Below are 26,126 nucleotides of genomic sequence, written 5' to 3'. Positions count from 1 at the left end.
ATTTTTTCAAGACCGGCATTCAGACCGTAAAAGCTCGCTTGCTCCTGCGCAAGCTCGTCGCAGTCAAAACCGTTTGCCGCGGACGAACGGCCAAGCCTCCTCTTACTCCTTCCGTTGCCGGACGGGATGGTGAATGTTTACCGCAACTTATATAGTTAAATTAATCGATGAATTCTCCTCTTACAGTTTTAGCGCCTCCAGCAAATCAACATAGCCGATATTTCCGTACAGCAGCACCTTGTCTTCTTGTTCAATAACCGGAATCATCAGCATGTATTTCTCGTGCAGCTGTTCATCCTGTTCGATATCCACTTTCCGGTATTCAATTGGAAAATCTTCTTTGATCAGCTCCAGCATCCGTTCCGCTTCTTCGCACAAGCCGCAATTCTTTTTTGTATAAAACACCAGCATAGCTTCACCTGCTTTCCTTCCACATGAAAAAAGCGCTTTTCCGGCTGGCAGAAAAGCGCTTTTTGTATACCCTCGGAGGGAATCGAACCCCCATCTCAAGAACCGGAATCTTACGTGTTATCCATTACACCACGAGGGCATGTCTCTTAACGACTTTTCTAGTATACAAAGAATATCGATTCTTTGCAAGGTGTAATTTCGAAAATCTTTAAATTTGACCTTTATTGACGTTAATGTGTATCATAAGAATACAGCTGAAACACTCAGCGAAGAAGTGAATTTAGCAAAACAAATCGATGGGGAGGCTACACATCCATGAATCTTATTCCTACAGTAATTGAACAGACAAGCCGCGGCGAGCGTGCATATGACATTTATTCACGTCTTCTGAAAGACCGCGTCATCATGCTTGGCAGCGGTATTGATGACAATGTGGCAAATTCAATTGTGGCACAGTTGCTGTTCCTTGAAGCAGAAGATCCGGAGAAAGAAATTTCGATTTATATTAACAGCCCTGGCGGCAGCATCACAGCCGGAATGGCTATTTATGATACCATGCAGTTCATCCGTCCGGACGTCCAGACAATCTGCATTGGTATGGCTGCTTCAATGGGCGCGTTCCTGCTGGCAGCCGGCACAAAAGGCAAGCGCTATGCACTGCCGAATGCGGAAGTCATGATCCATCAGCCACTCGGCGGCGCTCAAGGCCAGGCAACGGAAATTGAAATCGCAGCAAAACGAATTTTATTCCTGCGCGAAAAACTGAACCAGATCCTATCAGACCGTACAGGTCAGCCCCTTGAAGTGATTTCCCGCGATACAGACCGCGATAACTTCATGACAGCTGAGCGTGCACTTGAGTACGGACTTGTCGATCAGATTATTACACGCAATAAACTTGAAGACAATAAGTAAAAGTCAAAAAAACGGAAGCGATTTTAATCGCTTCCGTTTTTTTTGGTTCAGCCGTTGTTTTCTACGAGTGCTGCAAGTCCCTCAACCGCTGATTCTTCGTCAGAACCGTCTGCCGAAATGATAACTTCTGTCCCTCGGCTGATGGCCAGACTCATAATCCCCATAATGCTCTTTGCATTTACTTTCTTCTCTTCTTTTTCCAGATAGACATCCGCATTATAGCGGTTTGCTTCCTGCACAAAAAGCGCTGCCTGTCTGGCCTGCAGACCAGCCTTCAATTGGACTGTCACTTGTTTTTCTGTCATTCCAAAGCCTCCTTGGCATCTTAACTTATCATATCGGACTTTCTCTCAGAAGAAAAGTCCGGTCAGCGCTGAACCGCTTCTCCCCGTCTCAGCGCTTCTGCAATTTCATCAATTTTCCGAAGCCGGTGATTAACACCGGACTTACTGACGGTTCCGGCCGATACCATCTCCCCCAATTCCTTCAAGGTGACATCCTGATACTCGACACGGAGCCGGGCAATTTCACGGAGCCGTTCCGGCAACTGGTCAATTCCGATTGTATCGTCGATGTAACGGATGTTTTCCACTTGACGGATTGCTGCTCCGATTGTCTTATTTAAATTTGCGGTCTCACAGTTCACAAGCCGGTTCACGCTGTTCCGCATGTCCCGGATAATGCGTACATCTTCAAATTTCAGAAGAGCCATGTGAGCGCCTGCAACGCTTAGAAAATCCGCTATTTTCTCTGCTTCTTTCAGGTAAGTCACAAAGCCTTTCTTTCGTTCAATGGTTTTGGAATTCAGATGAAACACGTTCATCAGCTTCGCCAATGCTTCTGCGTGTTCCTTATACAGCGAGTAAATCTCAAGATGATAAGAAGACGTTTCAGGATTATTGACCGATCCGCCCGCAAGGAAAGCCCCCCTTAAATAAGCCCGCTTACAGCATTTCTTGCGGATCAGTTCAGGGTCTATATGACGCCGGAATCCGAATTCATCTGAAAGAATCCCTAAATCCTGAAGTACGTGCTTCGCCCCCTCACGCAGTCGGCAAATATAGACGTTATTCTTTTTCAGCCGCATTTTCTTACGAACCAGCAACTCTACCGTATAGGGATAAAACCGTTTCAGGAATGTATAAATACGACGGGCAATCGCAGCATTTTCAGTTTGAATATCCAGACTCATCTTACGATCTGAAAAAGACAGCACGCCGTTCATTTGAATGAGCGCTGATAACTCAGCTCTTCCACAGCAATCATCTGCTTCCACTTGTGTCAGTTCTTTCTTTGTCTCAGAAGCGAACGACATACCACTCCCCCTCTCTCTCATTCATTTACTGACTCATTCTCTGAGTCAGTGACGGAGCGCATAATTGTACAGCCATTCTGCTACTTTCTTTGGTTCATGCCGGACAGACCCTTCCTGAATCGATGCGATGTCTTCCCGGTATACTTCCAGACCAAGACTGGTGAGCCGATCCACATCAAACATAACTGGAGCCGCTTTTTCCAATCTGTAGCGTTCTGCCGTTTTCGGCGGCACTTGCGCCATGTTCAGCAAAATGCCATCCAGAAAAGAGGAACCGACATGCTCATAAAGGACCCGAACATGATCGGCGGATGTATAATCGAGTGTTTCCCCTGCTTGCGTCATCAAATTACAAATGTACAGCTTCTTTGCTTTTGAATCAAGTACCGCTTTTTGAATATCCGTCACAAGCAGATTTGGCAGAATACTTGTATACAGGGATCCGGGTCCAATCATGATTACATCTGCCGCCATTATGGCTTTCACAGAGTCCTGAAGTGCCCGGGCATTCGGCGGATCAATGTAGACCCGTCTGATCGGCTGCATATAGCTCGGAATCTTGGATTCACCGCTTACAATCGTGCCATCCATCAATTCTGCATGTAAGGTGACAATCTGATTGGCAGCAGGCAGCACTGTCCCTTTGATGTTCAGCACACGGCTCATCTCCCTCACGGCATGGGCGAAATCGCCGGTGATTTCAGTCAATGCTGCGAGCATCAGATTGCCGAGTGAATGACCACTGAGATCGACGGATTGCCGGAAGCGAAACTGGAACATCTCTTCCACAAGCGGTTCCACATCAGACAAAGCCGCCATTACTTTCCGTATATCCCCCGGAGCCGGTATATCCAATGCGCTCCTTAATCGGCCGGAGCTTCCGCCGTCATCCGCAACGGTTACCACTGCAGTTAAATCCAGATCCAATTCTTTCAGTCCCCGTAACAGCGTGGACAGGCCTGTGCCCCCTCCAATAATTACAACTTTCTTTTGGGGAGTGAGTCGTTCCATGCTATCACGCCTTCCTTGTCTTAACATCCCGGTGAGTTACAATTGTCCGATCCGTACTTCCGAGTATTTTTCCATAGTATTCCGCTAATGTCACCGACCGATGTTGACCGCCGGTACAGCCGAATGCAATGGTCAGCTGCGCTTTCCCTTCCCGTTTATACTGCGGAATCATAAACTCAAAAAGATCAGTCAACTTACCGATCAATTCCTGAGTCTCCTGCTGCTCGAGCACATATTCCGAAACCGGATTATCCAGACCTGACTGTGGTTTCAGCTCTTCAATATAATAGGGATTGGGCAGAAAACGCACATCAAAAACCAGGTCGGCATCTATTGGAATGCCGTGTTTAAACCCGAATGACATGACATTAATCGTGAAAACATTTTCTTCCGACGCACCAAAATCAGCAGTGATCCGCTCTTTCAGCTCCCGCGGGTTCATACCTGTCGTATTATAGATATACCGGGCTTTCCCCTGCAGTTCCATCAGCATGTCCCGTTCTTTTTTGATACCTTCCAGTACAAGTCCCCCGCTGGATAGCGGGTGCGAGCGCCTTGTTTCCTTATAGCGGCTTACAAGTGTTTGGTTATCAGCATCTAAAAACACAATCTGAAGGGAGACATGCGGATCATTTTCAAGTTTTTCAGTTGCATCAAGCAGGCTGTCAAAAAAATTGCCGCCACGGAGATCCATCACCGCTGCAACCCGTTTCATTGACTTGCCTGAATCCCTCATCAGCTGCAGGAAAGTCGGCAGCAGTTCGGGCGGCAGATTATCAATTGTGAAAAAGCCTAAGTCTTCAAAACTCTGGATAGCCACGGTCTTGCCTGCTCCTGACATACCCGTTATGATAATCAGCTCTGTTTGTTGATCAGTCGGTCCCATTGGCTTTCACTCCTCCATCCGAATACTGAATCGTTTCCCGGATGAGTGAAAAATCCGGTGTGTAAGTAAATGTTCCATATTGCGTCCCCGCCTGATGAGCAGCAAACAGTAAATTTGTCCGGTCGCCTTCAGCCATCGGCAAGGTTTGTAAGCTGGAAACCGGATGCCATTCAAGCACGCCTTCTCTATTTTCCTCAGCCGGTCTTCCGAGCAATCCGCTGGCTGCAAAAGTAAAAAGCATCCATTCGTCAATCACTTTTCCATCTTCTTTAATAACCATTGTATAAACGCCTTTTAAATGAGTCCCGACTGGCACTGCTTCTGTTTCTTCTGTAAATTCACGGACCGCTGCTTCATAAATCGACTCTCCCGGCTCCATTTTACCGCCCGGTGCGACATACCAACCGCGTCTTGGTTTCTTTAATAGCAATACCTGTCCGTCTTGTATCACTAATAGATTTGCAATTCGCTGCACATTCGACACTCCGCATCTCTCGTAAACTAATCCCTATTATACAGTGTTCCGGGCGTGCCGTAAAAAGGAAAGCAAAAAGAGGCCGTCTGCCGGGCATGCCGGCAAACGGCCTTTCAAAGTCTTACTATTAAAAAGGGGGTCAATTACTACTCTTACTATACCTCGTTTACATGTCATAACGATTACAGTATTGTTAAGAACAAGTTAAATCAGGCTTCGACTCCTGCTTTTTCTTTCAATTCTTCAATATAATGCTGTGCAGCCTGTGCAGCAATACTGCCATCGCCTGTCGCTGTCACAACTTGGCGAAGTGTCTTTTCACGGACATCTCCTGCCGCATAGATACCTGGAACGCTTGTTTCCATCTGGTCATTTGTTTTGACGTAGCCTTCATCATTCAGAATTCCAAGCGATTGGAACGGTTTAGTCAGTGGAAGCATGCCGATATAGATGAATACACCCTCCGCTTTAAACGTCCGGTCGGATTCATCTTCTGTTGATTTCAGCAGGACTCCACTTACTTTGCCTTCCTGTCCTCTGATTTCATCCACTGTTGTATTCCAGATGAAATCGATCTTATCGTTCTTAAAGGCCCGGTCCTGAATAATTTTTTGCGCCCTGAGCTCGTCACGCCGGTGAACTATGGTTACTTTGCTGGCAAACCGGGTGAGATAAATCCCTTCTTCCACAGCGGAATCTCCGCCTCCGACGACCACCAATTCTTTTTCTTTAAAGAAAGCTCCGTCACAGACAGCACAGTAGCTGACACCGCGTCCGCTGAATTCCTGTTCGCCCGGCACGCCGAGCTTTTTGTATTCAGCGCCGGAAGATATGATGATTGCGCGTGCTTTGTATTCTTTCGATCCTGCTTTTACCCGTTTATAATCGCCTTCGTCTGTAATTTCTGAGACGTCACCATATGCATATTCGGCACCAAATTTTTGTGCATGTTCATACATTTTAGTAGAAAGATCCGGTCCGAGAATGTGATCGAACCCCGGATAGTTTTCAATTTCTTCGGTGTTGACCATCTGGCCGCCCGGCACTCCGCGCTCCAGCATAAGCGTGGATAAGTTTGCGCGTGATGTATAAACTGCCGCTGTCAGTCCAGCTGGCCCCGCACCAATAATAATGACATCAAATACTTTCTCTTCCGCCATTGTTGTCCCTCCTGTCTGATCGCTGACTAAATCGTAATCAATAATTGGCCTTCTATCAACTTTTCTGCTTACTCCCCATAATATGGAAGGAACTGTATTAACTGATCTGCATATTTCGTCAAAGTAGCCACTGACACACCAAATACTGATGCTGCTTCTTTTTTCGTCCCTGTGCTGCTTCGGGCAGACTCACTCAAATAATAAGCTGCAGCAGCTATGGCCCGCGGATTTCTGAATGCATATCCTTGGGACAGGGCTTTATCTCCCAGCATGAACCACAATTGGAACAGATCCCGATTGTCTTCACTCACCATATCTTCCAGCCCATACAGAAGTTCAGTGACTTCCATGAATGAAAGAAACGCTTTTTCAGAGGGATTCGACGGATTGAATTGATGCCCCAGTGTATACCCCAACACATAAGTTTCCGTAACCGAAAGCTCATCTGTCTGGAGCCATTTGGGGTGAGCGATAATTTCCTGTTTATGAGAAGATTTGCCCAACAGGAACAGTCCAAACAACCGTTCACTTCTGAGTTGATGATCCAGTTTTTCCACGAGGAAGCTGCGGACATGCTCTAGTGCATTCATATTCAGTGTTTCGCTTTGTTCGGCCCAAGGTTCATATCCTTCTTTCGACGAATCCATCTGGACCAACTGTTTCCATGCCTGTCTTGCCGTTTGAGGCTGTCCGGTATGGTAAGCGGCGTTTGCGAGCCAGAAGTAAAAGCCTGGATCCCCTTCAAACCCCCGTCGCTGCAGGCTTCTCAACCAATGAAACGCTTCTTGATGTTCACCGACTAATGCGAAAGTAGCGCCAAGTTTGTAGCGGTGTTCAAACACATAAGGCTTTATTTTTTTAAGGAGTTTCAGGACCGCAGCAAGATCTTCATTTTTTTCGTAGTAATACACAACCGCCAAATTGCATAACGCATGCAAATTCCCCGGGTTGCGCCGCAATACCTCATGCAGGAGCGCTTCGGCTTCCTCTGCTTCACCCATATAGAAATAAGCAAGTGACAGATTATTGTAAGCTGCATAGAAATCCGGCTCTTCATCAATAAGTTTTTCCAGCATTTCAACCGCTTCTTCGAAATGTCCTTGCTCCATGCGCCGCCGTGCTTGTTCCTGCCGGTGGTACAATTCCGAATCAGCCGCTTCGTTACCATCGAATAGCTGCCAATCCTCCTGCTCTGCAAATTCAATGATTTCAAGCGACTCTTCGATATAGTCTCCCTGTTCGTCTTGTTCCACGTATTGAGTTGCATAATTCCGTGCTTCTATGAATCGCCCGAGATGTGCATACGTCTCGGCCAGAAAATAATAAATATCAGTCTCAGCCGGATCGAAAGCGTGAGCGGTCAGCAATGCATCGAGCGCGCCGTCAAAATCCTCAATCTCCAGTAAAATGACGCCATACTGCATCAGAATCATAGGGTCTTCGGGGCTCAATTCTGCAGCTCGCCGCAAATACTTCTGCGCTTTATCAAATTGACTCCGGTTTAATGCCGTGAGTGCTTTTTTGAAATAATAATCACCGGTCGGGATAAATGATACAACATTCTCTTTTGGCGTTTTCTTTTTGTTTTCCAATTTTGAACCTCCCGTCCGTTTGTAAATTCAATTCCCCTGTCTGTCTATCGGTTCATTATAACATACTTCAGAGTCAACAAAAAAATCCCTGAAGCGTTATGCTTTCAGGGATGCGGTACGGCGTTCAGCCATTTCTTCCGCTGTATAAATGATCTTCATCGGATTTCCGCCGGCAAAGGCTCCCGGTGGTACATCCTGATTTACGAGCGTGGCCGCCGATACAATGGCCCCATCACCGATTGATACACCGGGAAGCACAGTCGTATTGGCTCCAATCATTACATTATTGCCAATCACCACGTCTCCGAGCCGGTATTCCTCGATCAAGTATTCATGTGCCAACAGAGTCGTATTGAAGCCGATGACCGAATTATCTCCCACAGAAATACGTTCCGGAAACATAACATCCGGCACGACCATCAAGGCGAAGGCTGTTTGCTTGCCGACTTCCATACCGAGAAACGTACGGTACAGCCAATTCTTCACTGACAACCATGGCGTATACCGGCCTACTTGGATTACGGCAAAGTTTCGAGCAACTTTCCAAAAAGATACGGTCCGATAAATTTGCCAAAGTGAATTACTGCCGCTCACCGGATAGCGTTCTGTCCTTCTCATCGCACCCGCTCCTTGCTGATGTCCAGCAGATCTGAGATGTGTGTCAGCATGAAGTCCGGATTGAACCGAGCAAGGAATACTTCGCCTTTTGCAGACCAGGCGACGCCAGCGGTCCGGACTCCCGCGTTTTGGCCCCCTTCAATATCATGTGAGTTATCCCCAATCATCAGCGCATGTTCCGCCTGTACACCAAGCTTCTCAAGAGCCAGCTGAACCGGTTCCGGGTGCGGTTTTGCATGCGTAACATCATCAAGACTGATAATCAGGTCAAATACATCACCCAAGTCCATGAGAGCTAGTCCCCGTTCAATCACTGAACGGCGTTTTGTCGAAACAATCGCCAGCTTGTGCCCTCGTGCTTTCAAGAGCCTGACCGTTTCCCGGACACCATCATATTCCTTCACAAGATCGTCATGTAATTCCTGGTTCAGTTCACGGTACGCCTTGATGAGCTGTTCTGTCTGTTCCGGGGCAACGGCTTTGAATGTTTCGTGCAATGGAGGGCCATTGAAAGAAATTACATCTTCGGATGTGTAACGGCCGGGAAAAAATTCATCCAGCACGCCAAGGAAGGTCTGTTCGATCAATTCATTCGTATCAAGCAGCGTGCCATCGAAATCAAACAGCAATGCTTGAAAAGCATTAGTCATGCGGTCGCCACCTCTTTCTTGTTTGCATCTGCCCTGCGCCAAAACCAGGCAACCGTTATCGTCAGGATAAGTGCTGTGCTGACCCGCAACAACAAGAGCGGCCATACAGGTATGCCCAGTGGGATGAAAATCAATGTGTCTTCTATCACTGCATGGCAGGCAACCAGAAAGATGAAGGCAAGTGTGGCATCTTTGCGGCTGACTCCATCTTCCTGTACAGCTTGGATCATCACACCTGCCCCCATTGCAAGACCGATCAGCAGTCCGGCCACAATGGTTGTGGAAGCATTCTTCTGAATACCGAGCATCCGGGTAAATGGTTCAAGCAGTGAAGCAAACCGGCCAAGGTAGCCCCGTTCTTTCAGGAATTGCAATGCAATCATCAGCGGAATAACGATCATCGCCAATTGCAAAACGCCGAATGTCGCTTTTTCCAGCCCCAGAAGGAAAATTTCAAACCAGTTGGCAGGGATGGCTTCCTGAGTCGGCGCCAGTCCATACTGTGCCGTTTCAGACCCGCCCTGCCACACAAGATTGATTACAATCGCGGAAACAGCTGCCAATCCGAACCGAACGAGCAGCACCACCCAAAGTTTCACGCCTACTTTCAGTGCGACACCAGTCTCTATAAACAGGTTGTGAGAAAACGACAGCATCACAGCCAATATGAAGACTTCCTTCACCGTCAAATCCAGCGACAGAATCCCGGCGATGCCGGCATACAGATTCAGCGCATTCCCGAGAACCAGCGGAATTGCCGCATCTCCGCTTAATCCGAATATGTTCATAAAGGGAGCAACAAACTCTATGATGAATGGCAAAACCGGTGTATACTGCAGCATCACGACGATGAGAGTCACTGGAAAAATAACTTTACCAAGCGACCAGGTTGTCCGGAGACCTGCGGCGATGCCGTTTTTTAACGTTGACATATAATGCGAATCCACCTTCCGATCAATCGAGGTAATGAGCGGGTTTTTTGAGGGTAACCCGCCGTGCAATAACAAAACCGGCAGCAATCAGAATAATGACAACTGAAATCACCTGCGCAGCGCGCAATCCGCCAAACAGTTCAAGAATCAGACTGTCTGTCCGCATCGCTTCAATGAAGAATCGGCCGATCGAATACCAGGCCAAATAAAAAAAGAAGATTTCTCCCCTTACCAAGTTCAATCGCCGCAGCAGCAACACCATGATAAGGACCCCCAGGAAATTCCAAAGTGATTCGTACAGAAACGTCGGATGGTAATACGACCCGTCTATGTACATCTGATTGATAATCCAGTCCGGAATCAAAAGATTCTCCAAAAAGTTCCGTGTTACCGGCCCGCCATGCGCTTCCTGATTGATGAAGTTGCCCCAGCGTCCGATTGCCTGTCCAAGCAACAGGCTTGGCGCAAGAATGTCTGCCACTTTAAAGAATGGCGCATTCCGTTTTTTGGTAAACAAATAGGCGACGATTACTGCAGTAATGATTGCACCGTGAATTGCCAATCCGCCTTCCCACACTTGGAAAATCTGACCGGGATTCTGACTGTAATATTCCCATTTGAAAATCACATAATAAAGGCGAGCTCCCAATATGGAGAGCGGGACTGCCCACAGCAGCATATCCGTCAGGAAGTCCTGGTCGAACCCCCGTCTGACCATCTCCCGCTGCCCAAGAAGATAAGCAAGAATAATGCCGGTAACGATAATGACCCCGTACCAGCGGACATCAATCGGCCCGAGTGAAACTGCGATCGGGTCAATTGCAGCAAGTATGAAATTCATGTGGTGCTCCTCTCTATTACTTACATGGGGTTATTTGAAATCACATTATCAAGCCGCTTGGAAAAATCTTCAGCTGCATTGACGCCCATGCGCTTCAACCGGTAATTCATGGCAGCCACTTCAATAATGACAGCCAAGTTTCGGCCCGGTCTTACCGGAATTGTCAGTTTTGTCAATTCCGTATCGATAATCTTTGTTTTTTCCTCTTCCAATCCAAGACGATCATAGGTCTTGCCGCCATCCCATATTTCTAAATCGATCACAAGTGAAATCCGTTTTTGTGTACGAATTGCACTTGCTCCAAATAATGTCATAACATCAATGATCCCGATTCCCCGAATTTCGAGCAAATGTTCAATCAGTTTCGGCGCTCCTCCAACCAGCAGATTCTCTGTCTCCTGCCGGATTTCCACGCAGTCATCCGCAACAAGTCGATGCCCTTTTTTCACCAATTCCAAAGCAGCCTCACTTTTTCCGACACCGCTTTTCCCCGTAATCAGAATGCCGATTCCATACACATCCACCAGCACGCCATGCACAGCTGTTGTCGGTGCCAATTGACTTTCCAGAAAATTCGTAAGTCGGCCCGAGAAGCGGGTGGTGGTCATGGATGTAGTGAGAACAGGTACATGTTTTTTATTTGACGCCGTGATCAATTCAGACGGCACTTCCTCACCGTGCGCCACAACGACAGCCGGTGTTTCAACCGTGCAGAGCTTCATCATGCGGGAACGCCGCTCATCCTGCTCGAGCATCGAAAAAAATGAAAGCTCTGTTTTTCCGAGAAGCTGAACACGATTCGCCGGATAATGCGTGAAATAACCAGCCATTTCCAGCCCTGGCCGTGAAAGGTCACTCACCGTGATGTGCCTGCCGATCCCTTCCTGCCCACTGACCAGTGTGAGGTTGAACATATCCATAACTTGATTTACTGATACCTGGTCCATATTTGCCCTCTTTCCCCAGCTGTTCGCTGTATTGCTTTCTGCAAATCTACGCCTTATTTTAACATACTTTCGAAAAAAATCGTCCTCCAAATCGTTGTTTTCCAGCCGGACAGACCAGTCCCTTGTCTCTTTCTTCCCCTCTTCCGACTATCTATGAAGGAAAGGAGGAGATGAAATGAAAATTATCATTGATGCAGGACATGGCCCTGCAACACCTGGAAAGCGTTCGCCCGATGGCAGCCTGCGCGAATTCCAGTTCAATGCAGAGGTGGCTGTTCAAGTTAAACGGCAATTAGCCGCTGCTGGTCATGTTGTTCTTTTTACACACCAGCCGGAACGTGACGTGCCATTGGCTGAACGGGTACAGCTGGCAAATCGCCTGAAAGGTGAAGTGCTGGTCTCCATCCACGCCAATGCCTTTGGATCGGGCTTCAATCCAGTCGCCGGTATTGAAACGTACACTTATACGAAACCGCTGGCTGCTTCTGCCCGGTTGGCATCAGGAATTCACACCCGATTGATCGCAGCAGTAAAACGGCGGGACCGCGGTGTGAAACGGGCCAATTTTATGCTGTTACGGGAAACTGTCATGCCGGCAGTGCTTGTTGAATGCGGTTTTATGACCAACCTGGAAGAATTGGCATTGCTGAAATCATCAAAATACCGGACTTCATGCGCCACTGCTGTTTCAGCGGCACTTATTGCTTATGCTGCCGGAGAGGAACCCCCGCACTGCTGTTGATCTTCGTAAACTCAAAATGCAAAAAAGCCCCGGTTGCCAGGGGCTTTTTTCTTTATATTATATCGTTGTGAAATAGCGGACAAGCACAGATCCGGTCTTTGTCTCTCCATAGATAAGCAACGGGATTTCCTCACTGCCTTCTGTGTTCTTCGTGAACTTCACTGATTTCTGGAGGAATTGTTCCTGCTCGCGCACCCGTTCTGCATCGTCCAGGAAAACGTCCATCCGCCCCAAATTGGAGGTGACTTCGCCTTTTAACGGTAAATGCTGCGGAACATACAATTCAATGTTCCCGGCAACGGTTTTCCCTTCAAGTTTGCGGGCCTTATCGCTTCTGGTTGTGATCACTACATTACCGTTCAGCGATTTCGCTTCAATGGCCTCAAGATCCCCGTCGATATAAATCCGGCCATTCAATGTTTCTGCATCCAGATTCCGTCCGGCTACTTCCTGGACCTGAATCGCTCCATTTGCTGTCTCCAATTCCATATCCTCTATCCGGCCGCTCTTCAATTCGATCTTTCCATTCGCCGTTTTAACCTGGACCTTTTCAGCATCAAGTCGCTTCATGACAAAACCGCCGTTAAAGAGCCGGGCTGTCACTTGCTCATACGCTTTTTCAGGAACATAGAGAACTACATTCACTTGCGTCGTTTTCAAATCGCTGATAATCCGGACTTTCGTTCCGTCAGCCACAAAGACGAACTTATCAAAGAAATCCTGCCTCGCCTGTTCTTCCGATTCAGCCCGGTAAGCTTTCACTGTACATTCGGCTCTCACTTCATCACCTGATACAGGGAAAATTTCCAGTTGGCCATTCGAAATGTCAGCGATAATCTCTTCGATATTGGCATTCGTTTCAGTGAAACTCTGCGTAAAGCTATACGCTTCTCCAAACGGGGACTCCAAATCCATTGTTTTCAGCTTGCCGAGTGAGTCCTGCATAAACCGCATCATCTTGTCACCGAATTGGTTGAAGTCGCTGGAATAATCCCGTTTGAAGTCCTTGGAGAAATCACGGGAGAAGTCGCGCGAAAAATCTTTTGCCAGCTTGCGGATCAATTCATCCGGGCTGAATTTTGATTTTCCCTGTTTTTCGCGATAGTCATTTTGGCCGCCAAATGGATCGCTGACGGGTTCTTTGCTGCTTTCCATTGCCTTCAGTAAATCCACGGCTTCCTGTGCAGTGATTGTTCCATTTTCGACCATATCTAAAATGCGCTGTCTCTCGTCTCCCATTATTTCTTCCTCCTCATGCTCTATTCAATTACTTACTACGCTTTGCAGCAGTAAAGGTTTCACTTGACCGGTTCTTTCTCATGTTCCGCCTTTTTCAGCTGATCCCGCATCCGTTGTCTGTCACGCTCAAGCACGGGCTTTAAATAATGACCGGTATATGAATTTTCAGTGCCGGCAATTTTTTCAGGTGTGCCTGTCGCGAGGATGGAACCTCCCCGATCACCGCCTTCCGGACCAAGGTCGATAATGTGATCCGCAGTCTTAATGACATCGAGATTGTGCTCGATTGTCAGCACAGTATCGCCGTTTTCCACCAGCCGCTGCAATACGTTGAGCAACCGGGCAATATCATCCACATGCAGCCCTGTCGTCGGTTCATCAAGGATATAGAAAGATTTTCCGTTTGATCGCTTATGCAGTTCAGATGCCAATTTCACCCGCTGTGCTTCACCCCCGGATAGCGTTGTCGCCGGCTGGCCCAATTTAATATAACCAAGACCAACATCCACAATCGTCTGCAGTTTGCGGCTGATTTTCGGAATGTTAGTGAAGAAATCAAGTGCATCCTCCACTGTCATATCCAGCACGTCGGCAATGTTCTTGCCCTTATAGGCGACTTCCAGTGTTTCCCGGTTGTAGCGTTTGCCATGGCACACTTCACATGGAACATAAACGTCCGGCAGAAAATGCATTTCAATCTTGATGATGCCGTCTCCACGGCAGGCTTCGCAGCGCCCGCCTTTGACATTAAAGCTGAACCGGCCTTTTTTGTACCCGCGCACTTTCGCCTCATTTGTTGAAGCAAATACGTCGCGGATATCGTCAAATACACCTGTATATGTGGCCGGGTTCGAACGGGGTGTCCGGCCGATCGGTGACTGGTCGATATCAATCACTTTTTCTAGTGCTTCTATGCCTTTGACGGATTTATGAGCACCGGGTTTCACTTTTGCCCGGTTTAGCTGCTGAGCAAGAGACTTATAGAGAATCTCGTTGATCAATGTGCTTTTCCCGGATCCGGATACGCCAGTAACAGCAGTGAAGACACCAAGCGGAATATCCACGTTAACATTTTTCAAATTATTCTCGCTGGCACCTTTGATCGAAATTGAACGGCCATCTGACTTGCGGCGGTTCTGTGGCAGCGGGATGAACTTTTTGCCGCTCAAATACTGCCCGGTGATAGAGGCTTCATTGGCCATCACTTCCTGCGGCGTACCGGCAGCGATAATTTCGCCTCCATGCACACCTGCACCTGGCCCTATGTCAATCAAGTGATCGGCTGCCATCATCGTATCTTCATCATGCTCAACAACGATCAGCGTATTGCCAATATCCCGCATCGATTTCAATGTAGCGATCAGCCGGTCATTGTCGCGCTGATGGAGACCGATCGATGGCTCATCCAGAATATAAAGAACGCCGGTTAAACGCGAACCGATCTGCGTTGCGAGGCGGATGCGCTGCGCTTCCCCGCCGGACAGTGTGCCGGCAGCTCGGCTGAGCGTCAGATAATCAAGCCCGACATTGATGAGAAAGCCAACCCGTTCTTGAATCTCCCGTAAAATCAGCCGGGCGATCTGCATATCTTTCTCTGACAGCTCAAGTCCATCGAAAAATGCAGCTGTTTCTGTAATCGAGAATTCCGTTACTTGTCCAATATGGAGGCTACCGACTTTGACAGCCAGGGATTCCGGTTTCAGGCGATAGCCATGGCACGCCGGACAAGGCTGTTCAGCCATGTATTTCTCCATCTGGTCCCGAATCCAGTCTGAAGCGGTTTCCCGAAAACGACGGTCCACGTTCGGAATGACTCCTTCAAAATAAATATGGTTATCGCGGATTTGCCCAAAATCATTTTCATAGCGGAAACGGATTTTTTCTTTTCCGGAACCGTGCAGGATAATCTGCAGTTCTTCTTCCGGCAACTCATTTACCGGGACATCCATATTGATGCCGAAATGCTTTGCGGCTGCCTGCAAAAGTTCAGGGTAGTACCGGGAACTTGTCGGTTCCCACGGAGCGGCCGCATGCTCCCGCAGTGTCCGCGATTTATCCGGCATGACAAGGTCAGGATCCACTTCCATCTTCATGCCAAGACCGTCGCATTCCGGACAGGCACCGAAAGGGGAGTTGAATGAAAACATCCGGGGTTCCAATTCACCGATTGAAAAACCGCAGATCGGACAGGCATGATGCTCACTGAACAACAGCTCTTCATGGTCCATTACATCCACCAGCACCCGGCCATCAGCCAGGCGAAGGGCGGATTCCAACGAGTCACTGAGCCGTGCAGCCACCCCTTCTTTTATAACCACCCGGTCAATGACCACCTCGATTGTGTGCTTTTTGTTTTTATCCAGCTCGATATTGTCATCGAGATCCCGCAGTTCCCCATCTGCCCGCACACGGACATATCCTTGTTTTTTAATGTCTTCAAGGAGTTTGACATGCGTCCCTTTCCGGCCGGACACAATCGGCGCGAGAATCTGCATGCGTGTCCGTTCCTGATATTCCAGCAGTCGATCCACCATTTGCTCAATTGTCTGCGATGAAATCTCAATACCATGAATCGGACAGACCGGCTTTCCGACACGGGCGAACAGAAGCCGCAGATAGTCATAAACTTCGGTCACTGTACCCACTGTCGAACGCGGATTACGGCTCGTGGTCTTCTGATCGATGGAAATGGCCGGCGACAGCCCTTCGATCAAATCGACGTCCGGCTTATCCATTTGACCAAGGAACTGCCGGGCATAGGCGGACAGTGACTCCACATACCGGCGCTGCCCTTCAGCATAAATCGTATCAAACGCAAGTGAAGATTTTCCTGACCCCGAAAGTCCGGTCATTACGACAAGTTGATCACGCGGAATTTCCACATCGATATCTTTTAAATTATGGGCGCGGGCGCCCTGTATACGAATTACTTGGTTCTTCATCGGCTTCACCCTTCCGCTTTCAGTTCAAGCACGGTATCGCGAAGTTCGGCAGCCCGCTCAAAGTCCAGCGCCCGTGCCGCTTCTTTCATTTCCTGTTCCAGCAGATCCACCAGCTGTCTGCGTTCCGTTTTATTCAATTTCTTGCCGGCAGCAGCTTTGGAGACTTTGGAAAGATATGTTTCCTCTTCCTCTGCCGCCACTGTAGCCCGGATCACATCACGGATTTTCTTATTGATCGTTGTCGGTGTGATACCATACTTTTCATTATGCTCCTGCTGAATCGAACGACGGCGTGCCGTTTCATCCAGCGCTTTTTGCATGGAGTCAGTTATTTTATCGGCATAAAGAATGACTTGACCGTTGGAGTTCCTCGCTGCCCGTCCAATCGTCTGAATCAGTGACCGCTCCGAGCGGAGGAACCCCTCTTTGTCTGCATCCAGTATAACAACAAGCGATACTTCCGGAATATCAAGCCCTTCCCGTAGCAGGTTAATACCGACCAGCACATCGTATGTGCCCATCCGGAGTTCCCGGATAATCTCGATGCGTTCAAGGGTTTTGATCTCTGAATGAAGATAATTCACTTTAATGCCTGCTTCTTTCAAGTAATCGGTCAGATCTTCGGACATCTTTTTTGTCAGCGTAGTGACAAGCACTCGTTCGTTGCGGGCTGTCCGAATCTGAATCTCATCCAGCAAATCATCAATTTGGCCTTTTGATGGCCGCACAGTCACTTCCGGATCCAGCAGCCCGGTTGGCCGGATGATCTGCTCGATCATGTCAGGTGTATGTTCGAGTTCATATGGCCCGGGAGTCGCGGATACGAAAATAGACTGGCTGATATGCTTTTCGAATTCATCGAACGTCAGCGGCCGGTTATCCATCGCCGACGGCAGACGGAATCCGTGGTCCACCAGCACTTTCTTCCGCGCTTGGTCGCCATTGAACATGCCGCGCACTTGCGGCAAGGTCACGTGACTCTCGTCCACCACGAGCAGAAAATCTTCCGGAAAGTAATCAATCAGCGTATACGGCTGCGCACCTGCCGGCCGGAGAGTCAAATGACGGGAATAGTTTTCGATTCCTGAACAGAAGCCCATTTCCCGCATCATTTCAAGGTCATAGCGGGTCCGCTGCTCCAGCCGCTGAGCTTCCAGCAGCTTGTCTTCCGCCCGCAGTTCAGCCAGGCGCTCTTCCAGTTCCTGCTCGATATTTTCAATGGCTTTCACCATTTTTTCCTCGCGGGTGACGAAGTGAGACGCAGGGAAAATGGCAACATGTTCCCGGTCGCCCAGAATTTCACCGGTCAGCGCATCCACTTCCCGGATCCGGTCGATTTCATCGCCGAAGAACTCGATGCGAATGCAGCGTTCATCGCGTGAAGCCGGGAAGATCTCCACTACATCACCACGCACGCGGAACGTTCCGCGGATGAAATTGATGTCGTTGCGTTCATATTGCACATCCACCAATTTACGCAGCAGCTGGTTCCGCTCGATCTCCATGCCCGTCCGGAGCGAAACGACAAGTTCCCGGTACTCCTTCGGGGAACCGAGACCGTAAATGCAGGAAACCGAAGCAATGACGATGACATCGTCCCGTTCAAACAGTGAGCTTGTCGCTGAGTGACGTAATTTATCAATCTCGTCATTGATGCTTGCATCTTTTTCTATAAATGTATCCGATTGTGGCACGTAAGCTTCCGGCTGATAATAATCATAATAACTCACAAAATACTCGACGGCATTATCTGGAAAGAATTCCTTGAATTCACTGTAAAGCTGGCCGGCAAGCGTTTTATTATGGGCGATAACCAGTGTCGGTTTTTTCACTTCCTGGATCACGTTTGAAATTGTATACGTCTTACCTGTTCCTGTGGCACCCAGAAGGGTCTGATGGCGTTTTCCATTCGTCACGCCCTCGACCAGCTGCTCGATAGCTTGCGGCTGATCGCCTCCCGGCTCGTACGGTGCCTGCAGTTTAAATTCCTGTTTCATCGGTGTTCCCCCGTTCTGTTTCAATGCCTTTAGTGTATCATATGCCCGAAAAAAGCTCGAATGAAAAGCGAACGTATGTTTTAACAAAAAAACCACCTCTATTATTAGGGGCGGTTTGCAGTACTTGTATTTTGAGGTTATTGTATCTCTATCTTCTTGAAAACATCTATTGCTTCAAATCCAATGCATTTCCTTTGTGTGCAATCTTGGTCCAGCTTGTGCCGCTATCCTCAGAAATATAGATATCACTTTCTATGGTTGAAAAAACGACATTTCCGTCATTCTCCGGATTGACCGCCAGGTGGTTGATGTCATTTCCTTCTGCTAAATCCGGCAAGGGCAGAACACTCCCTTTTTTTGTCTTTAGATCGATCACTTGCAGTCCAGGAGAATCAGATTCACTGGCTGCCAGCAAATTCCCTTGTGGGGAAAATGCGATCGCTGAGACCGGTGCGTCCGTCACCGCCTTGAAGTCCTGACCATGGTTTACCGAAACAAAAACGCCCCGGTCTGTTCCAATGGCAACGATGGCTTCATCATCCGGATGAACATCAATCGTGACTAACTGACCTTTCAGGCCTTCTCCACCGCTTTTTTTCCATGTTTGCGCATCGTTAGTTGAGTAGTAAATTCCCGCTTCTTCCATTCGGGAATTCGGCTTCGGATTTACAGCATATATTACATGGGAATAATAACCTGCAGACATTAGGTGAAAATCCACTTCTTCATACAGATCAAGCAGAACCAGCGATTCTCCCATATCAACAGAACGGACAATACCGAAAGGATCAGCTAAATCCGACTCTTCCCCCGGATGACCGCTGCTGTAGAATCCGTCATCCACCATGGAAAAGCCCATGTAATCATGCAACGCCCCACTGGTCTCTGTCCATCTTCCGCTTTTGTATATTTTCAGTCCGGCATGTGCCGGGACATATACTTCAGTCCCATCCCCGGATACACCTAAGCCATGAACGTGCTGCATGGCTATTCCGCTCTCTACAGTTACCGGTTCCGCTTCTGTTTGACGCTGACTACTGTTGCTGTCAGCAGCGACCGCTGCATCGGTTCTCTCTTCTTTAACAAACGTGATTTCAGATGCTGTTTCTTCGTCTGCCGCTTCTAAATTGGAACAGCCGGAGATCAATGCTGCTGCCAGCGTTAGCAACACGATCAGCTTTCTCTTCATGGTTTCTTGACCCCTCTTTCACTTCCACTCTTACACATAAATTCATCAGACTTTTGACCATCCCTTATCTTAACCGATTTCTGTGCTGAATGACAGAAAAACTGGGGAAATTCTGTGACGGGAACCGCCTTTCGGCACAGACCGGACCCTTAGGTTAAACCAGCTGAATATTAATCCTGCAGAAAACCGCGGCACAACTTTTGTTTAATTGATCTCTCTAAGGGAAATGAATAATTAAATTATTATTCTAGTAAAATCTATTTTAAAGAAAGGAGTGTAACTGATAATGAAGAAAAAATACTTAGTATTTTTTGCGATGGTGTTGACAGCAACCGTCATAATGTACGGATTGATGTATTCAACCGTTTACCGATGGGATCATATATTTTTCAGTGAAATGAGAACTTACATGGCAGTTTATATGGGCGGCGTCATGGCCATTGTCATGCTGGCATTTATGCGGCATATGTATACAAACAAGAAAATGAACATAGCCATTTACGCCGTAAGCGCCCTTCTGATTATCGGGTCTTTTTGGCTCGCACGCAATCAAGCGACAATCGATGACGTGGACTACATGCAAGCGATGATTCCCCATCATTCCATTGCGATTCTGACCAGTGAACGGGCAGAAATTTCGGATCCGCGCGTTGAACAACTGGCTCAGGATATCATTAAAGCCCAGCGCGAAGAGATTGCAAAAATGAAAAAATTGATCGATGATCTTGAAGAAGAGGAAGACGAGTAATGAGGACAGTAATAAGGACAGCCGGAATTTCCGGCTGTCCTTATTTTTATGAGACTGCAGTTTCTTTAGCGGAAGTCGATTCCAATGCCTTTATCTGCAATTTGCGTCCATGTTTCTCCGCCGTCCTCTGACAAATAGATGTCCTTTTCAAACGTCGAGAAGTAAATCTCTTGCTCATTCTGCGGATTGATTGCAATGTAGCCAATCGCATTCTGACCGGATAGTTCAGGAATTGCAAAATCGGTCTGTTCCCCTGTAGTAATATCGAACGCTGTCAATGTAAAAGCATTCGTCACTCCACCGGTGAATAATGTTCCTTCAGGAGAAAATGTAACGGCCGTCGTCGGCACATCGGAGATCGCTTCAAAGGATTGGCCGTAGTCTTCTGATACAAATACCCCTTGATCCGTTCCGGCTGCCACTACCGCTTCGTCAGCCGGATGTACGCCGATCGACATCAGCTGACCCTCAAGCCCTTCTGCTGCACTGTAAGTCCACGTCTCCGCATCATCTATCGAATAATGGATACCTGCCTGATCCATCCGGGAATTCGGCTGCGGGTTCACGACATAAATGGCATGGGAGTCATAGCCGACATCCATCACATGGAAATCAATTTCTTTATACAGATCAAGCATTTCAAGTGTTTGGCCCATATCCGTTGACCGGCTGACACCGAACGGATTGGCCAGCTCTGAACCTTCTCCCGGGTGCCCGCTCGTGTAGAAGCCATTATCAACCATGGCGAATCCCATATAATCGTGCGTTTCCCCTTCTGCCGCACTCCAGACGCCTTCTTTAAACACCATCAAACCATGATGGGAAGGTACATACAGAGCCCCTTCCTCTTCGGTGATTCCAAGCCCATGAATATGCGTCAGCTCAATCTCGCTTTCTTCCGGTGTTACTTGTTCCGCCGCCACCTCAGCTGATTCCTGAACTTCTTCTGTTTCGGCTTCAGCTTCTTCGACTTCTTCTGTAACTTCGTTTTCATTTTCTTCTTCTGCAGCAACTTCTTCTGTCTGTACGGCTTCTTCAGTCTCTGTGCATGCTGCCAAACTCATCGTCGTTACTCCGATCAACAGTGCCTTTGATATTTTTCTCACGTTGATTGCCTCCTCTGCATCTAACAGCTGTTCCACTGTTGCTATCTTACATGATAAATTTGAAGAAAGTATGAAGCGGTGATGAATACTTCCTGCAAATTAGAATTCTTTACATTCTGAACTTTCAGTTTAAATTCCCCGAGAAAGGGAAGACAGAAAACTAAACAGGATGAATTGATTTAAGTTCTGCGTGATTGCATCGCAGCTTGAATGATGGCCGAATGTATCGGACTGAACCTTGAATGTGCTGTTGCCTGTGCATTCACTGAATATGAGCCTTGTAAAGAGTAAGCGGAAGTCTGCAGAAACGCCGCATGATAATTCTATTAAAAACTATAAGTGGAGGGATATTGATGGCACATGAACATCATCAGGAATTGATCCAGGCCTTGCATGACTGCTCACTGCATTGCAATATTTGCTTTGATGAATGCCTGAATGATACGGAGCATTTGGATATGCTTTCAAATGCAATCCGGCTGGCACGGGACTGCGCAGACACATGTGCATTCACTGAACAAGCCGTCGCCAGAAACTCGCAATTCCATGTCCGGCTTGCCGGCTATTGTGCGGAAGTCTGTGATACCTGTGCGGATGAATGTGAAAAACACGGACACCACGATCATTGCATGCGCTGTGCGGAAGCTTGCCGCCGCTGTGCAGAAGCCTGCAGAACAATCGCATAATTACCGGAACCACCAAAACGGAACCACCAAAAATCCCTGCAGGCAAGATTCTCTGCCTGCAGGGATTTTTTCAGGAGGTTTCAGTGTCTTGCAAGATCTGTTCGTTGGAGACGTAAGGCATTCAGCACAACAGATACAGAACTGAACGCCATTGCAGCGCCGGCCACCCATGGAGCAAGCAGGCCGATTGCTGCAATCGGAATCCCGATTGTGTTATAGATGAACGCAAAGAACAGGTTTTGCTTGATATTGCGCATCGTCTTCCGGCTCATGATGACTGCATCTGCTGCGCTGTTCAGATCTCCGCGCATCAATGTCACGTCCGCCGCTTCAATCGCGATGTCCGTACCGGTGCCAACAGCCATGCCGATATCCGCTGTGGCAAGAGCCGGTGCATCGTTAATACCGTCCCCAACCATCGCAACTTTCTTACCAGTGGCCTGGAGTTTCTTAATCTGTTCGCTTTTCTGTTCCGGCAGCACTTCCGCAATCACTTCTGTAATGCCGACTTGCTTCGCAATCGCTTGAGCAGTCCGGCTATTGTCACCCGTCAGCATGATGACTTGCAGTCCCAGTTTTTGAAGCCGGCTGATCGCTTCTTTCGAAGTTTCTTTGATCGTATCAGCCACGGCAATGACACCTGCCACTTTTCCATCAACGGCAAGCAGCATCGCCGTTTTCCCTTCACGTTCCAATTCTTCCATGAGATTTTCGGCTTCCGCAATTTCGATCGCCTGCTCTGTCAGCAACTTTCTTGTGCCGGCAAATAATTCTTTGCCTTCCACGACTGCCCGGATTCCATAGCCTGGCAATGCTTCAAAGTCTGTCGGCTGTGCAAGTGTGATTCCCCGATCCTTTACACCGTTCACAATTGCCTGAGCAAGCGGATGCTCAGAAGCGTTTTCGGCGGAACCGATCAGCCGCAGCACTTCTTCTTCCGTAAAATCGGCTGTGACGGAAACATCAGTCAACGCCGGTTCGCCTTTGGTCACCGTACCGGTTTTGTCTAAAACAATCGTATCGATTGACTGGGTATTTTCCAAATACTCGCCGCCTTTAAACAGCAGACCCATCTCTGCAGCCCTGCCGGAGCCGGCCATGATGGACGTCGGTGTTGCAAGACCGAGTGCACATGGACAGGCAATAACGAGAATGGAAATGGTCGGAATCAATGCTGCACTGAAATTTCCTGGCGCTACAATAAAGAACCAGACCAGGAACGTAACTGCTGCAAACCCGACCACTACAGGAACAAACACGCCGGATATCCGGTCGGCAAGCCGCTGGATATCCGCCTTTGAGCCCTGTGCATCTTCCACTACTTTCACAATCTGTGCAAGTGCTGTATCTTTGCCGACTTTTACCGCTTTTAACGTCAGCGAACCGTTTTTATTGATGGTGGCACCAATGACGGCATCCCCTGCCGCTTTATCGACCGGCACACTTTCGCCTGTCAGCATCGATTCATCCACAGCCGATCGTCCTTCAAGCACTTCAGCATCAACCGGGATTTTTTCGCCCGGTTTAACAAGGAGAATATCTCCAGCCGCCACTTGCTCAACCGGCACTTCCACTTGTTCTCCATCGCGAATCACACGGGCAGTCTTCGCCTGCAGACCAAGCAGTTTCTGAATGGCCTGGCTTGTTTTGCCCTTTGCCCGCGCTTCAAAGAGTTTGCCGAGCACAATAAGTGTAATGATCACAGCCGAAGCTTCATAATAAAGTTCCGCCATGCCGACGCTTCCAGCCAGCGTCCATTCAATCGTCAAATAGAAGCTATAGAAGAAGGCGGCACTTGTCCCCAATGCGACGAGCACGTCCATATTGGCACTTCCGCTGCGAAGCGCTTTATAAGCGCCTTCATAAAAACGGGCCCCAACGATGAACTGCACCGGTGCCGCAAAAGCAAACTGTACCCATGGATTCAAGAGGAACATCGGCACGTACAGGAATGACAGGAACTCGAAATGTGCAACCATCGTCCAGATCAGCGGCAGCGTCAGGATAAGTGACAGCACAAAGCGTCTTGTCTGCTTTCGGATCTCCTGCTCTTTATAATCCAGTTTCTCCTGGTTGTCCTGTTTGGCGACGAGTCCATACCCCAGTTTTTTGACGACTTCCATCATGTCAGCCGCTTTTACTTGAGCTGCATCATACTCCACGACGGCTGTCTCAAGCGCCAGATTGACATTGGCATGTGAGACGCCTTCCATCTTATTAAGCCGCTTCTCAATTCTGGCGGCGCAGGCTGCACATGTCATACCCGTTACATCGAATTCCGCTTTTTCTTCCACTACGCCGTATCCGAGCTTCTCCACTTTTTCCTTAAAATCCTGCACATTTCGTTTTTCAGGATCATATACAATCGTTGATCGCTCCAATGCCAAATTGACGTTCGCCTTTTCAACGCCTTCCATTCTCGATAAGCCTTTTTCAATTCGATTGGCGCAGGCTGCGCATGTCATGCCGCTGATTTGGAATGTTTTTTCCTGAGTTGCCATGTCCGTCCCTCCTATCCATACATAACAGGGGTATATTTTCAATTCAAAGAAAGACCATACCCCCTGGTACGATCTCTCTCAATGATCTATGCCCGATCAGACGACGTCGTATCCCTGATCTTCGATTGTTTCTTTAATTTCCGCAAGTGACGTGGTGCTGTTGTCGTAAGCAACTGCAACTTCCCCTTTATCGAGGTCCACTTTCACATTGGAGACGCCTTGAAGTTCTCCCACGCTTGTTTCTACAGCATTGACGCAATGACCGCAAGACATTCCTTGTACTTTCAATGTTTCGTTCATGATAAATTCCTCCCGTTTTTTTACTTAGTCATCGTTTTCATGACATCCATCAGTTCGCTGATTGCTTCGTCCCCGTTCCCATTCTGAACAGCATTCATCACACAATGATGCGCATGATCTTCAAGGAGTGCCAGCGATACTTTATTCATGGCGGATTGAATCGCACTGATCTGGTGCAGAATGTCCACACAATACCGGTCATTATCCACCATCTGGTGGACACCGCGCACTTGCCCTTCAATGCGTTTCAGGCGGTTGAGCAGCTGCTGCTTGTTCGGCTGAATGGTTGTTTTTTCCACGGAGCCACCTCTTTAATGTTTTATATACCCTATACCCGTATCTTACTCCTCATTTATTACATTGTCAACTCCTTTAACCGGTAAGCATGCCTGCCTCATGTTGTCCTCCATTCCCTTCTTGTGCTAAATGACCAAATGGACGAACACCAATACAGCAAACACAAAGGCAGTATACCTGTGGAAGCGTCGCCGCCTGCCGGAAGACTTCCGTTTCCGCAAATAGCCGGTATACAAAAGAGGCAGCAAAGCAACAAGCGCCGCAAATCCGGCAAGGGAAACAATTGTCAAAGGCAGCATGGTCATATACAGAATATGCCCGGTAATCAGCACAGTTCCAATTACGGCAAAGGAAATATGAAAACGTATGTAGATGCGGGTGAAGATGACCAGCTTTCTGTGCGCCCGGCTTCTCGGCATATGACTGATGGCATAGAGAAGGAGATATAATACAAAAGACAGCAGGAAATAGACTGCCGCTGCCCTGCCTGCAAACAATGCCTGTCTGAACCCGCCATCCATTGTACCAATGAACAGGAACAGCGGCAGACTGAAAAAAGTGACAATCAATATGGATTGCCAAAGGTTGATAGTGAACAGTTTTTTCAGCATATGTCCTCCTTCTGA

Annotated in this window: 26 protein-coding genes and 1 tRNA gene; 4 read left to right on the top strand and 23 right to left on the bottom strand. The window is 48.1% G+C overall.

Annotation, left to right across the window (positions count from 1 at the left end):
- Nucleotides 1–180: 180 nt before the first annotated feature.
- Nucleotides 181–411, bottom strand: a complete 231-nt coding sequence (locus B0X71_RS05820; RefSeq protein WP_077588546.1) for a glutaredoxin family protein — start codon at nucleotides 409–411, stop codon at nucleotides 181–183.
- 67 nt (nucleotides 412–478) lie between these two features.
- A tRNA-Arg gene (locus B0X71_RS05815) sits at nucleotides 479–550 on the bottom strand.
- Nucleotides 551–726: 176 nt separating this feature from the next.
- On the opposite strand from B0X71_RS05815, the gene clpP reads away from it, so the two are divergent.
- Complete coding sequence (gene clpP, locus B0X71_RS05810; RefSeq protein ID WP_077588545.1) at nucleotides 727–1,326, top strand: ATP-dependent Clp endopeptidase proteolytic subunit ClpP; 600 nt, start codon at nucleotides 727–729, stop codon at nucleotides 1,324–1,326.
- Between the two features lie 47 nt (nucleotides 1,327–1,373).
- On the opposite strand, the gene B0X71_RS05805 is transcribed toward clpP, so the two are convergent.
- The 12 genes from B0X71_RS05805 to hprK form a co-directional block, all read right to left on the bottom strand.
- The gene (locus tag B0X71_RS05805) at nucleotides 1,374–1,631 is read right to left on the bottom strand and encodes an HPr family phosphocarrier protein (protein ID WP_077588544.1); all 258 of its coding nucleotides are present in this window, start codon (nucleotides 1,629–1,631) and stop codon (nucleotides 1,374–1,376) included.
- A 62-nt stretch (nucleotides 1,632–1,693) separates the two neighbouring features.
- Nucleotides 1,694–2,641 (bottom strand): DNA-binding protein WhiA, encoded by a 948-nt coding sequence (whiA, locus tag B0X71_RS05800; protein WP_077588543.1) that lies wholly within the window; start codon nucleotides 2,639–2,641, stop codon nucleotides 1,694–1,696.
- Nucleotides 2,642–2,686: 45 nt separating this feature from the next.
- Nucleotides 2,687–3,652, bottom strand: coding sequence for a gluconeogenesis factor YvcK family protein (locus B0X71_RS05795; RefSeq protein ID WP_077588542.1), 966 nt, complete (start codon nucleotides 3,650–3,652; stop codon nucleotides 2,687–2,689).
- A 4-nt stretch (nucleotides 3,653–3,656) separates the two neighbouring features.
- Nucleotides 3,657–4,538, bottom strand: a complete 882-nt coding sequence (rapZ, locus tag B0X71_RS05790; protein ID WP_077588541.1) for an RNase adapter RapZ — start codon at nucleotides 4,536–4,538, stop codon at nucleotides 3,657–3,659.
- Nucleotides 4,525–5,013, bottom strand: a complete 489-nt coding sequence (locus B0X71_RS05785; protein WP_077588540.1) for an NUDIX domain-containing protein — start codon at nucleotides 5,011–5,013, stop codon at nucleotides 4,525–4,527. Before B0X71_RS05785 ends, rapZ begins: the two co-directional genes overlap by 14 nt.
- Nucleotides 5,014–5,222: 209 nt before the next feature.
- Complete coding sequence (gene trxB / locus B0X71_RS05780) at nucleotides 5,223–6,173, bottom strand: thioredoxin-disulfide reductase (RefSeq protein ID WP_077588539.1); 951 nt, start codon at nucleotides 6,171–6,173, stop codon at nucleotides 5,223–5,225.
- 68 nt (nucleotides 6,174–6,241) lie between these two features.
- A complete protein-coding gene (locus tag B0X71_RS05775; protein WP_077588538.1) occupies nucleotides 6,242–7,765 on the bottom strand; it encodes a tetratricopeptide repeat protein in 1,524 nt (507 codons plus the stop codon).
- A gap of 96 nt (nucleotides 7,766–7,861) precedes the next feature.
- The gene (locus tag B0X71_RS05770) at nucleotides 7,862–8,383 is read right to left on the bottom strand and encodes an acyltransferase (protein WP_077588537.1); all 522 of its coding nucleotides are present in this window, start codon (nucleotides 8,381–8,383) and stop codon (nucleotides 7,862–7,864) included.
- Nucleotides 8,380–9,033, bottom strand: coding sequence for a pyrophosphatase PpaX (ppaX, locus tag B0X71_RS05765; RefSeq protein ID WP_077588536.1), 654 nt, complete (start codon nucleotides 9,031–9,033; stop codon nucleotides 8,380–8,382). Before ppaX ends, B0X71_RS05770 begins: the two co-directional genes overlap by 4 nt.
- A complete protein-coding gene (locus tag B0X71_RS05760; RefSeq protein WP_077588535.1) occupies nucleotides 9,030–9,965 on the bottom strand; it encodes a nucleoside recognition domain-containing protein in 936 nt (311 codons plus the stop codon). Before B0X71_RS05760 ends, ppaX begins: the two co-directional genes overlap by 4 nt.
- 22 nt (nucleotides 9,966–9,987) lie before the next feature.
- Nucleotides 9,988–10,806 carry a prolipoprotein diacylglyceryl transferase gene (lgt, locus tag B0X71_RS05755; RefSeq protein ID WP_077588534.1) on the bottom strand — a complete coding sequence of 273 codons (819 nt, stop codon included), beginning with the start codon at nucleotides 10,804–10,806 and terminating at the stop codon, nucleotides 9,988–9,990.
- A gap of 20 nt (nucleotides 10,807–10,826) precedes the next feature.
- Nucleotides 10,827–11,753: an HPr(Ser) kinase/phosphatase gene (gene hprK, locus B0X71_RS05750; protein WP_077588533.1), complete on the bottom strand. Its 927-nt coding sequence runs from the start codon at nucleotides 11,751–11,753 to the stop codon at nucleotides 10,827–10,829.
- A gap of 175 nt (nucleotides 11,754–11,928) precedes the next feature.
- Between hprK and B0X71_RS05745 the strand changes: the two genes are divergently transcribed.
- A complete protein-coding gene (locus tag B0X71_RS05745) occupies nucleotides 11,929–12,495 on the top strand; it encodes an N-acetylmuramoyl-L-alanine amidase (protein WP_077588532.1) in 567 nt (188 codons plus the stop codon).
- Nucleotides 12,496–12,552: 57 nt separating this feature from the next.
- On the opposite strand, the gene B0X71_RS05740 is transcribed toward B0X71_RS05745, so the two are convergent.
- The 4 genes from B0X71_RS05740 to B0X71_RS05725 all read right to left on the bottom strand — a co-directional run bounded on the left by B0X71_RS05740 (nucleotide 12,553) and on the right by B0X71_RS05725 (nucleotide 19,862).
- A complete protein-coding gene (locus tag B0X71_RS05740; RefSeq protein WP_077588531.1) occupies nucleotides 12,553–13,734 on the bottom strand; it encodes a DUF4097 family beta strand repeat-containing protein in 1,182 nt (393 codons plus the stop codon).
- Between the two features lie 59 nt (nucleotides 13,735–13,793).
- The gene (uvrA, locus tag B0X71_RS05735; protein WP_077588530.1) at nucleotides 13,794–16,676 is read right to left on the bottom strand and encodes an excinuclease ABC subunit UvrA; all 2,883 of its coding nucleotides are present in this window, start codon (nucleotides 16,674–16,676) and stop codon (nucleotides 13,794–13,796) included.
- A 5-nt stretch (nucleotides 16,677–16,681) separates the two neighbouring features.
- Entirely contained in the window at nucleotides 16,682–18,673 is a 1,992-nt protein-coding gene (uvrB, locus tag B0X71_RS05730) for an excinuclease ABC subunit UvrB (RefSeq protein WP_077590909.1), read from the bottom strand.
- A 166-nt stretch (nucleotides 18,674–18,839) separates the two neighbouring features.
- A complete protein-coding gene (locus B0X71_RS05725) occupies nucleotides 18,840–19,862 on the bottom strand; it encodes a F510_1955 family glycosylhydrolase (RefSeq protein WP_077588529.1) in 1,023 nt (340 codons plus the stop codon).
- 286 nt (nucleotides 19,863–20,148) lie between these two features.
- Here B0X71_RS05725 and B0X71_RS05720 point away from each other — a divergent pair, with 286 nt between their 5' ends.
- Nucleotides 20,149–20,610 carry a DUF305 domain-containing protein gene (locus B0X71_RS05720; RefSeq protein ID WP_077588528.1) on the top strand — a complete coding sequence of 154 codons (462 nt, stop codon included), beginning with the start codon at nucleotides 20,149–20,151 and terminating at the stop codon, nucleotides 20,608–20,610.
- A gap of 65 nt (nucleotides 20,611–20,675) precedes the next feature.
- Here the strand turns inward: B0X71_RS05720 and B0X71_RS05715 are convergent, their stop codons facing one another.
- Entirely contained in the window at nucleotides 20,676–21,716 is a 1,041-nt protein-coding gene (locus B0X71_RS05715) for a F510_1955 family glycosylhydrolase (protein WP_077588527.1), read from the bottom strand.
- A gap of 353 nt (nucleotides 21,717–22,069) precedes the next feature.
- On the opposite strand from B0X71_RS05715, the gene B0X71_RS05710 reads away from it, so the two are divergent.
- Nucleotides 22,070–22,402, top strand: a complete 333-nt coding sequence (locus tag B0X71_RS05710) for a four-helix bundle copper-binding protein (RefSeq protein ID WP_077588526.1) — start codon at nucleotides 22,070–22,072, stop codon at nucleotides 22,400–22,402.
- 80 nt (nucleotides 22,403–22,482) lie between these two features.
- Here B0X71_RS05710 and B0X71_RS05705 read toward each other — a convergent pair whose 3' ends face one another.
- From B0X71_RS05705 to B0X71_RS05690, 4 genes are all read right to left on the bottom strand, one after another.
- Nucleotides 22,483–24,903 (bottom strand): heavy metal translocating P-type ATPase, encoded by a 2,421-nt coding sequence (locus B0X71_RS05705; RefSeq protein WP_077588525.1) that lies wholly within the window; start codon nucleotides 24,901–24,903, stop codon nucleotides 22,483–22,485.
- Nucleotides 24,904–24,999: 96 nt separating this feature from the next.
- Nucleotides 25,000–25,203, bottom strand: coding sequence for a copper chaperone CopZ (gene copZ / locus B0X71_RS05700; RefSeq protein WP_408634116.1), 204 nt, complete (start codon nucleotides 25,201–25,203; stop codon nucleotides 25,000–25,002).
- Between the two features lie 20 nt (nucleotides 25,204–25,223).
- Nucleotides 25,224–25,502: a metal-sensitive transcriptional regulator gene (locus B0X71_RS05695; protein ID WP_077588523.1), complete on the bottom strand. Its 279-nt coding sequence runs from the start codon at nucleotides 25,500–25,502 to the stop codon at nucleotides 25,224–25,226.
- Between the two features lie 123 nt (nucleotides 25,503–25,625).
- A complete protein-coding gene (locus B0X71_RS05690; RefSeq protein ID WP_077588522.1) occupies nucleotides 25,626–26,111 on the bottom strand; it encodes a hypothetical protein in 486 nt (161 codons plus the stop codon).
- Nucleotides 26,112–26,126 lie beyond the last annotated feature (15 nt).

The sequence above is a fragment of the Planococcus lenghuensis genome (assembly GCF_001999905.1).
GTDB lineage: Bacteria > Bacillota > Bacilli > Bacillales_A > Planococcaceae > Indiicoccus > Indiicoccus lenghuensis.
Note: the sequence above shows the minus strand (reverse complement) of the source record. Positions and strands in the feature narration are given on the sequence as shown.

Excerpts from the sequence above, each read along its gene's own strand:
- B0X71_RS05820 (WP_077588546.1), bottom strand. The coding sequence starts at position 411 with ATGCTGGTGTTTTATACAAAAAAGAATTGCGGCTTGTGCGAAGAAGCG.
- clpP (WP_077588545.1), top strand. The coding sequence starts at position 727 with ATGAATCTTATTCCTACAGTAATTGAACAGACAAGCCGCGGCGAGCGT.
- B0X71_RS05805 (WP_077588544.1), bottom strand. The coding sequence starts at position 1,631 with ATGACAGAAAAACAAGTGACAGTCCAATTGAAGGCTGGTCTGCAGGCC.
- whiA (WP_077588543.1), bottom strand. The coding sequence starts at position 2,641 with ATGTCGTTCGCTTCTGAGACAAAGAAAGAACTGACACAAGTGGAAGCA.
- B0X71_RS05795 (WP_077588542.1), bottom strand. The coding sequence starts at position 3,652 with ATGGAACGACTCACTCCCCAAAAGAAAGTTGTAATTATTGGAGGGGGC.
- rapZ (WP_077588541.1), bottom strand. The coding sequence starts at position 4,538 with ATGGGACCGACTGATCAACAAACAGAGCTGATTATCATAACGGGTATG.
- trxB (WP_077588539.1), bottom strand. The coding sequence starts at position 6,173 with ATGGCGGAAGAGAAAGTATTTGATGTCATTATTATTGGTGCGGGGCCA.
- B0X71_RS05770 (WP_077588537.1), bottom strand. The coding sequence starts at position 8,383 with ATGAGAAGGACAGAACGCTATCCGGTGAGCGGCAGTAATTCACTTTGG.
- ppaX (WP_077588536.1), bottom strand. The coding sequence starts at position 9,033 with ATGACTAATGCTTTTCAAGCATTGCTGTTTGATTTCGATGGCACGCTG.
- B0X71_RS05760 (WP_077588535.1), bottom strand. The coding sequence starts at position 9,965 with ATGTCAACGTTAAAAAACGGCATCGCCGCAGGTCTCCGGACAACCTGG.
- lgt (WP_077588534.1), bottom strand. The coding sequence starts at position 10,806 with ATGAATTTCATACTTGCTGCAATTGACCCGATCGCAGTTTCACTCGGG.
- hprK (WP_077588533.1), bottom strand. The coding sequence starts at position 11,753 with ATGGACCAGGTATCAGTAAATCAAGTTATGGATATGTTCAACCTCACA.
- B0X71_RS05745 (WP_077588532.1), top strand. The coding sequence starts at position 11,929 with ATGAAAATTATCATTGATGCAGGACATGGCCCTGCAACACCTGGAAAG.
- B0X71_RS05740 (WP_077588531.1), bottom strand. The coding sequence starts at position 13,734 with ATGGGAGACGAGAGACAGCGCATTTTAGATATGGTCGAAAATGGAACA.
- uvrA (WP_077588530.1), bottom strand. The coding sequence starts at position 16,676 with ATGAAGAACCAAGTAATTCGTATACAGGGCGCCCGCGCCCATAATTTA.
- uvrB (WP_077590909.1), bottom strand. The coding sequence starts at position 18,673 with ATGAAACAGGAATTTAAACTGCAGGCACCGTACGAGCCGGGAGGCGAT.
- B0X71_RS05725 (WP_077588529.1), bottom strand. The coding sequence starts at position 19,862 with ATGAAGAGAAAGCTGATCGTGTTGCTAACGCTGGCAGCAGCATTGATC.
- B0X71_RS05720 (WP_077588528.1), top strand. The coding sequence starts at position 20,149 with ATGAAGAAAAAATACTTAGTATTTTTTGCGATGGTGTTGACAGCAACC.
- B0X71_RS05710 (WP_077588526.1), top strand. The coding sequence starts at position 22,070 with ATGGCACATGAACATCATCAGGAATTGATCCAGGCCTTGCATGACTGC.
- B0X71_RS05705 (WP_077588525.1), bottom strand. The coding sequence starts at position 24,903 with ATGGCAACTCAGGAAAAAACATTCCAAATCAGCGGCATGACATGCGCA.
- copZ (WP_408634116.1), bottom strand. The coding sequence starts at position 25,203 with ATGAACGAAACATTGAAAGTACAAGGAATGTCTTGCGGTCATTGCGTC.
- B0X71_RS05690 (WP_077588522.1), bottom strand. The coding sequence starts at position 26,111 with ATGCTGAAAAAACTGTTCACTATCAACCTTTGGCAATCCATATTGATT.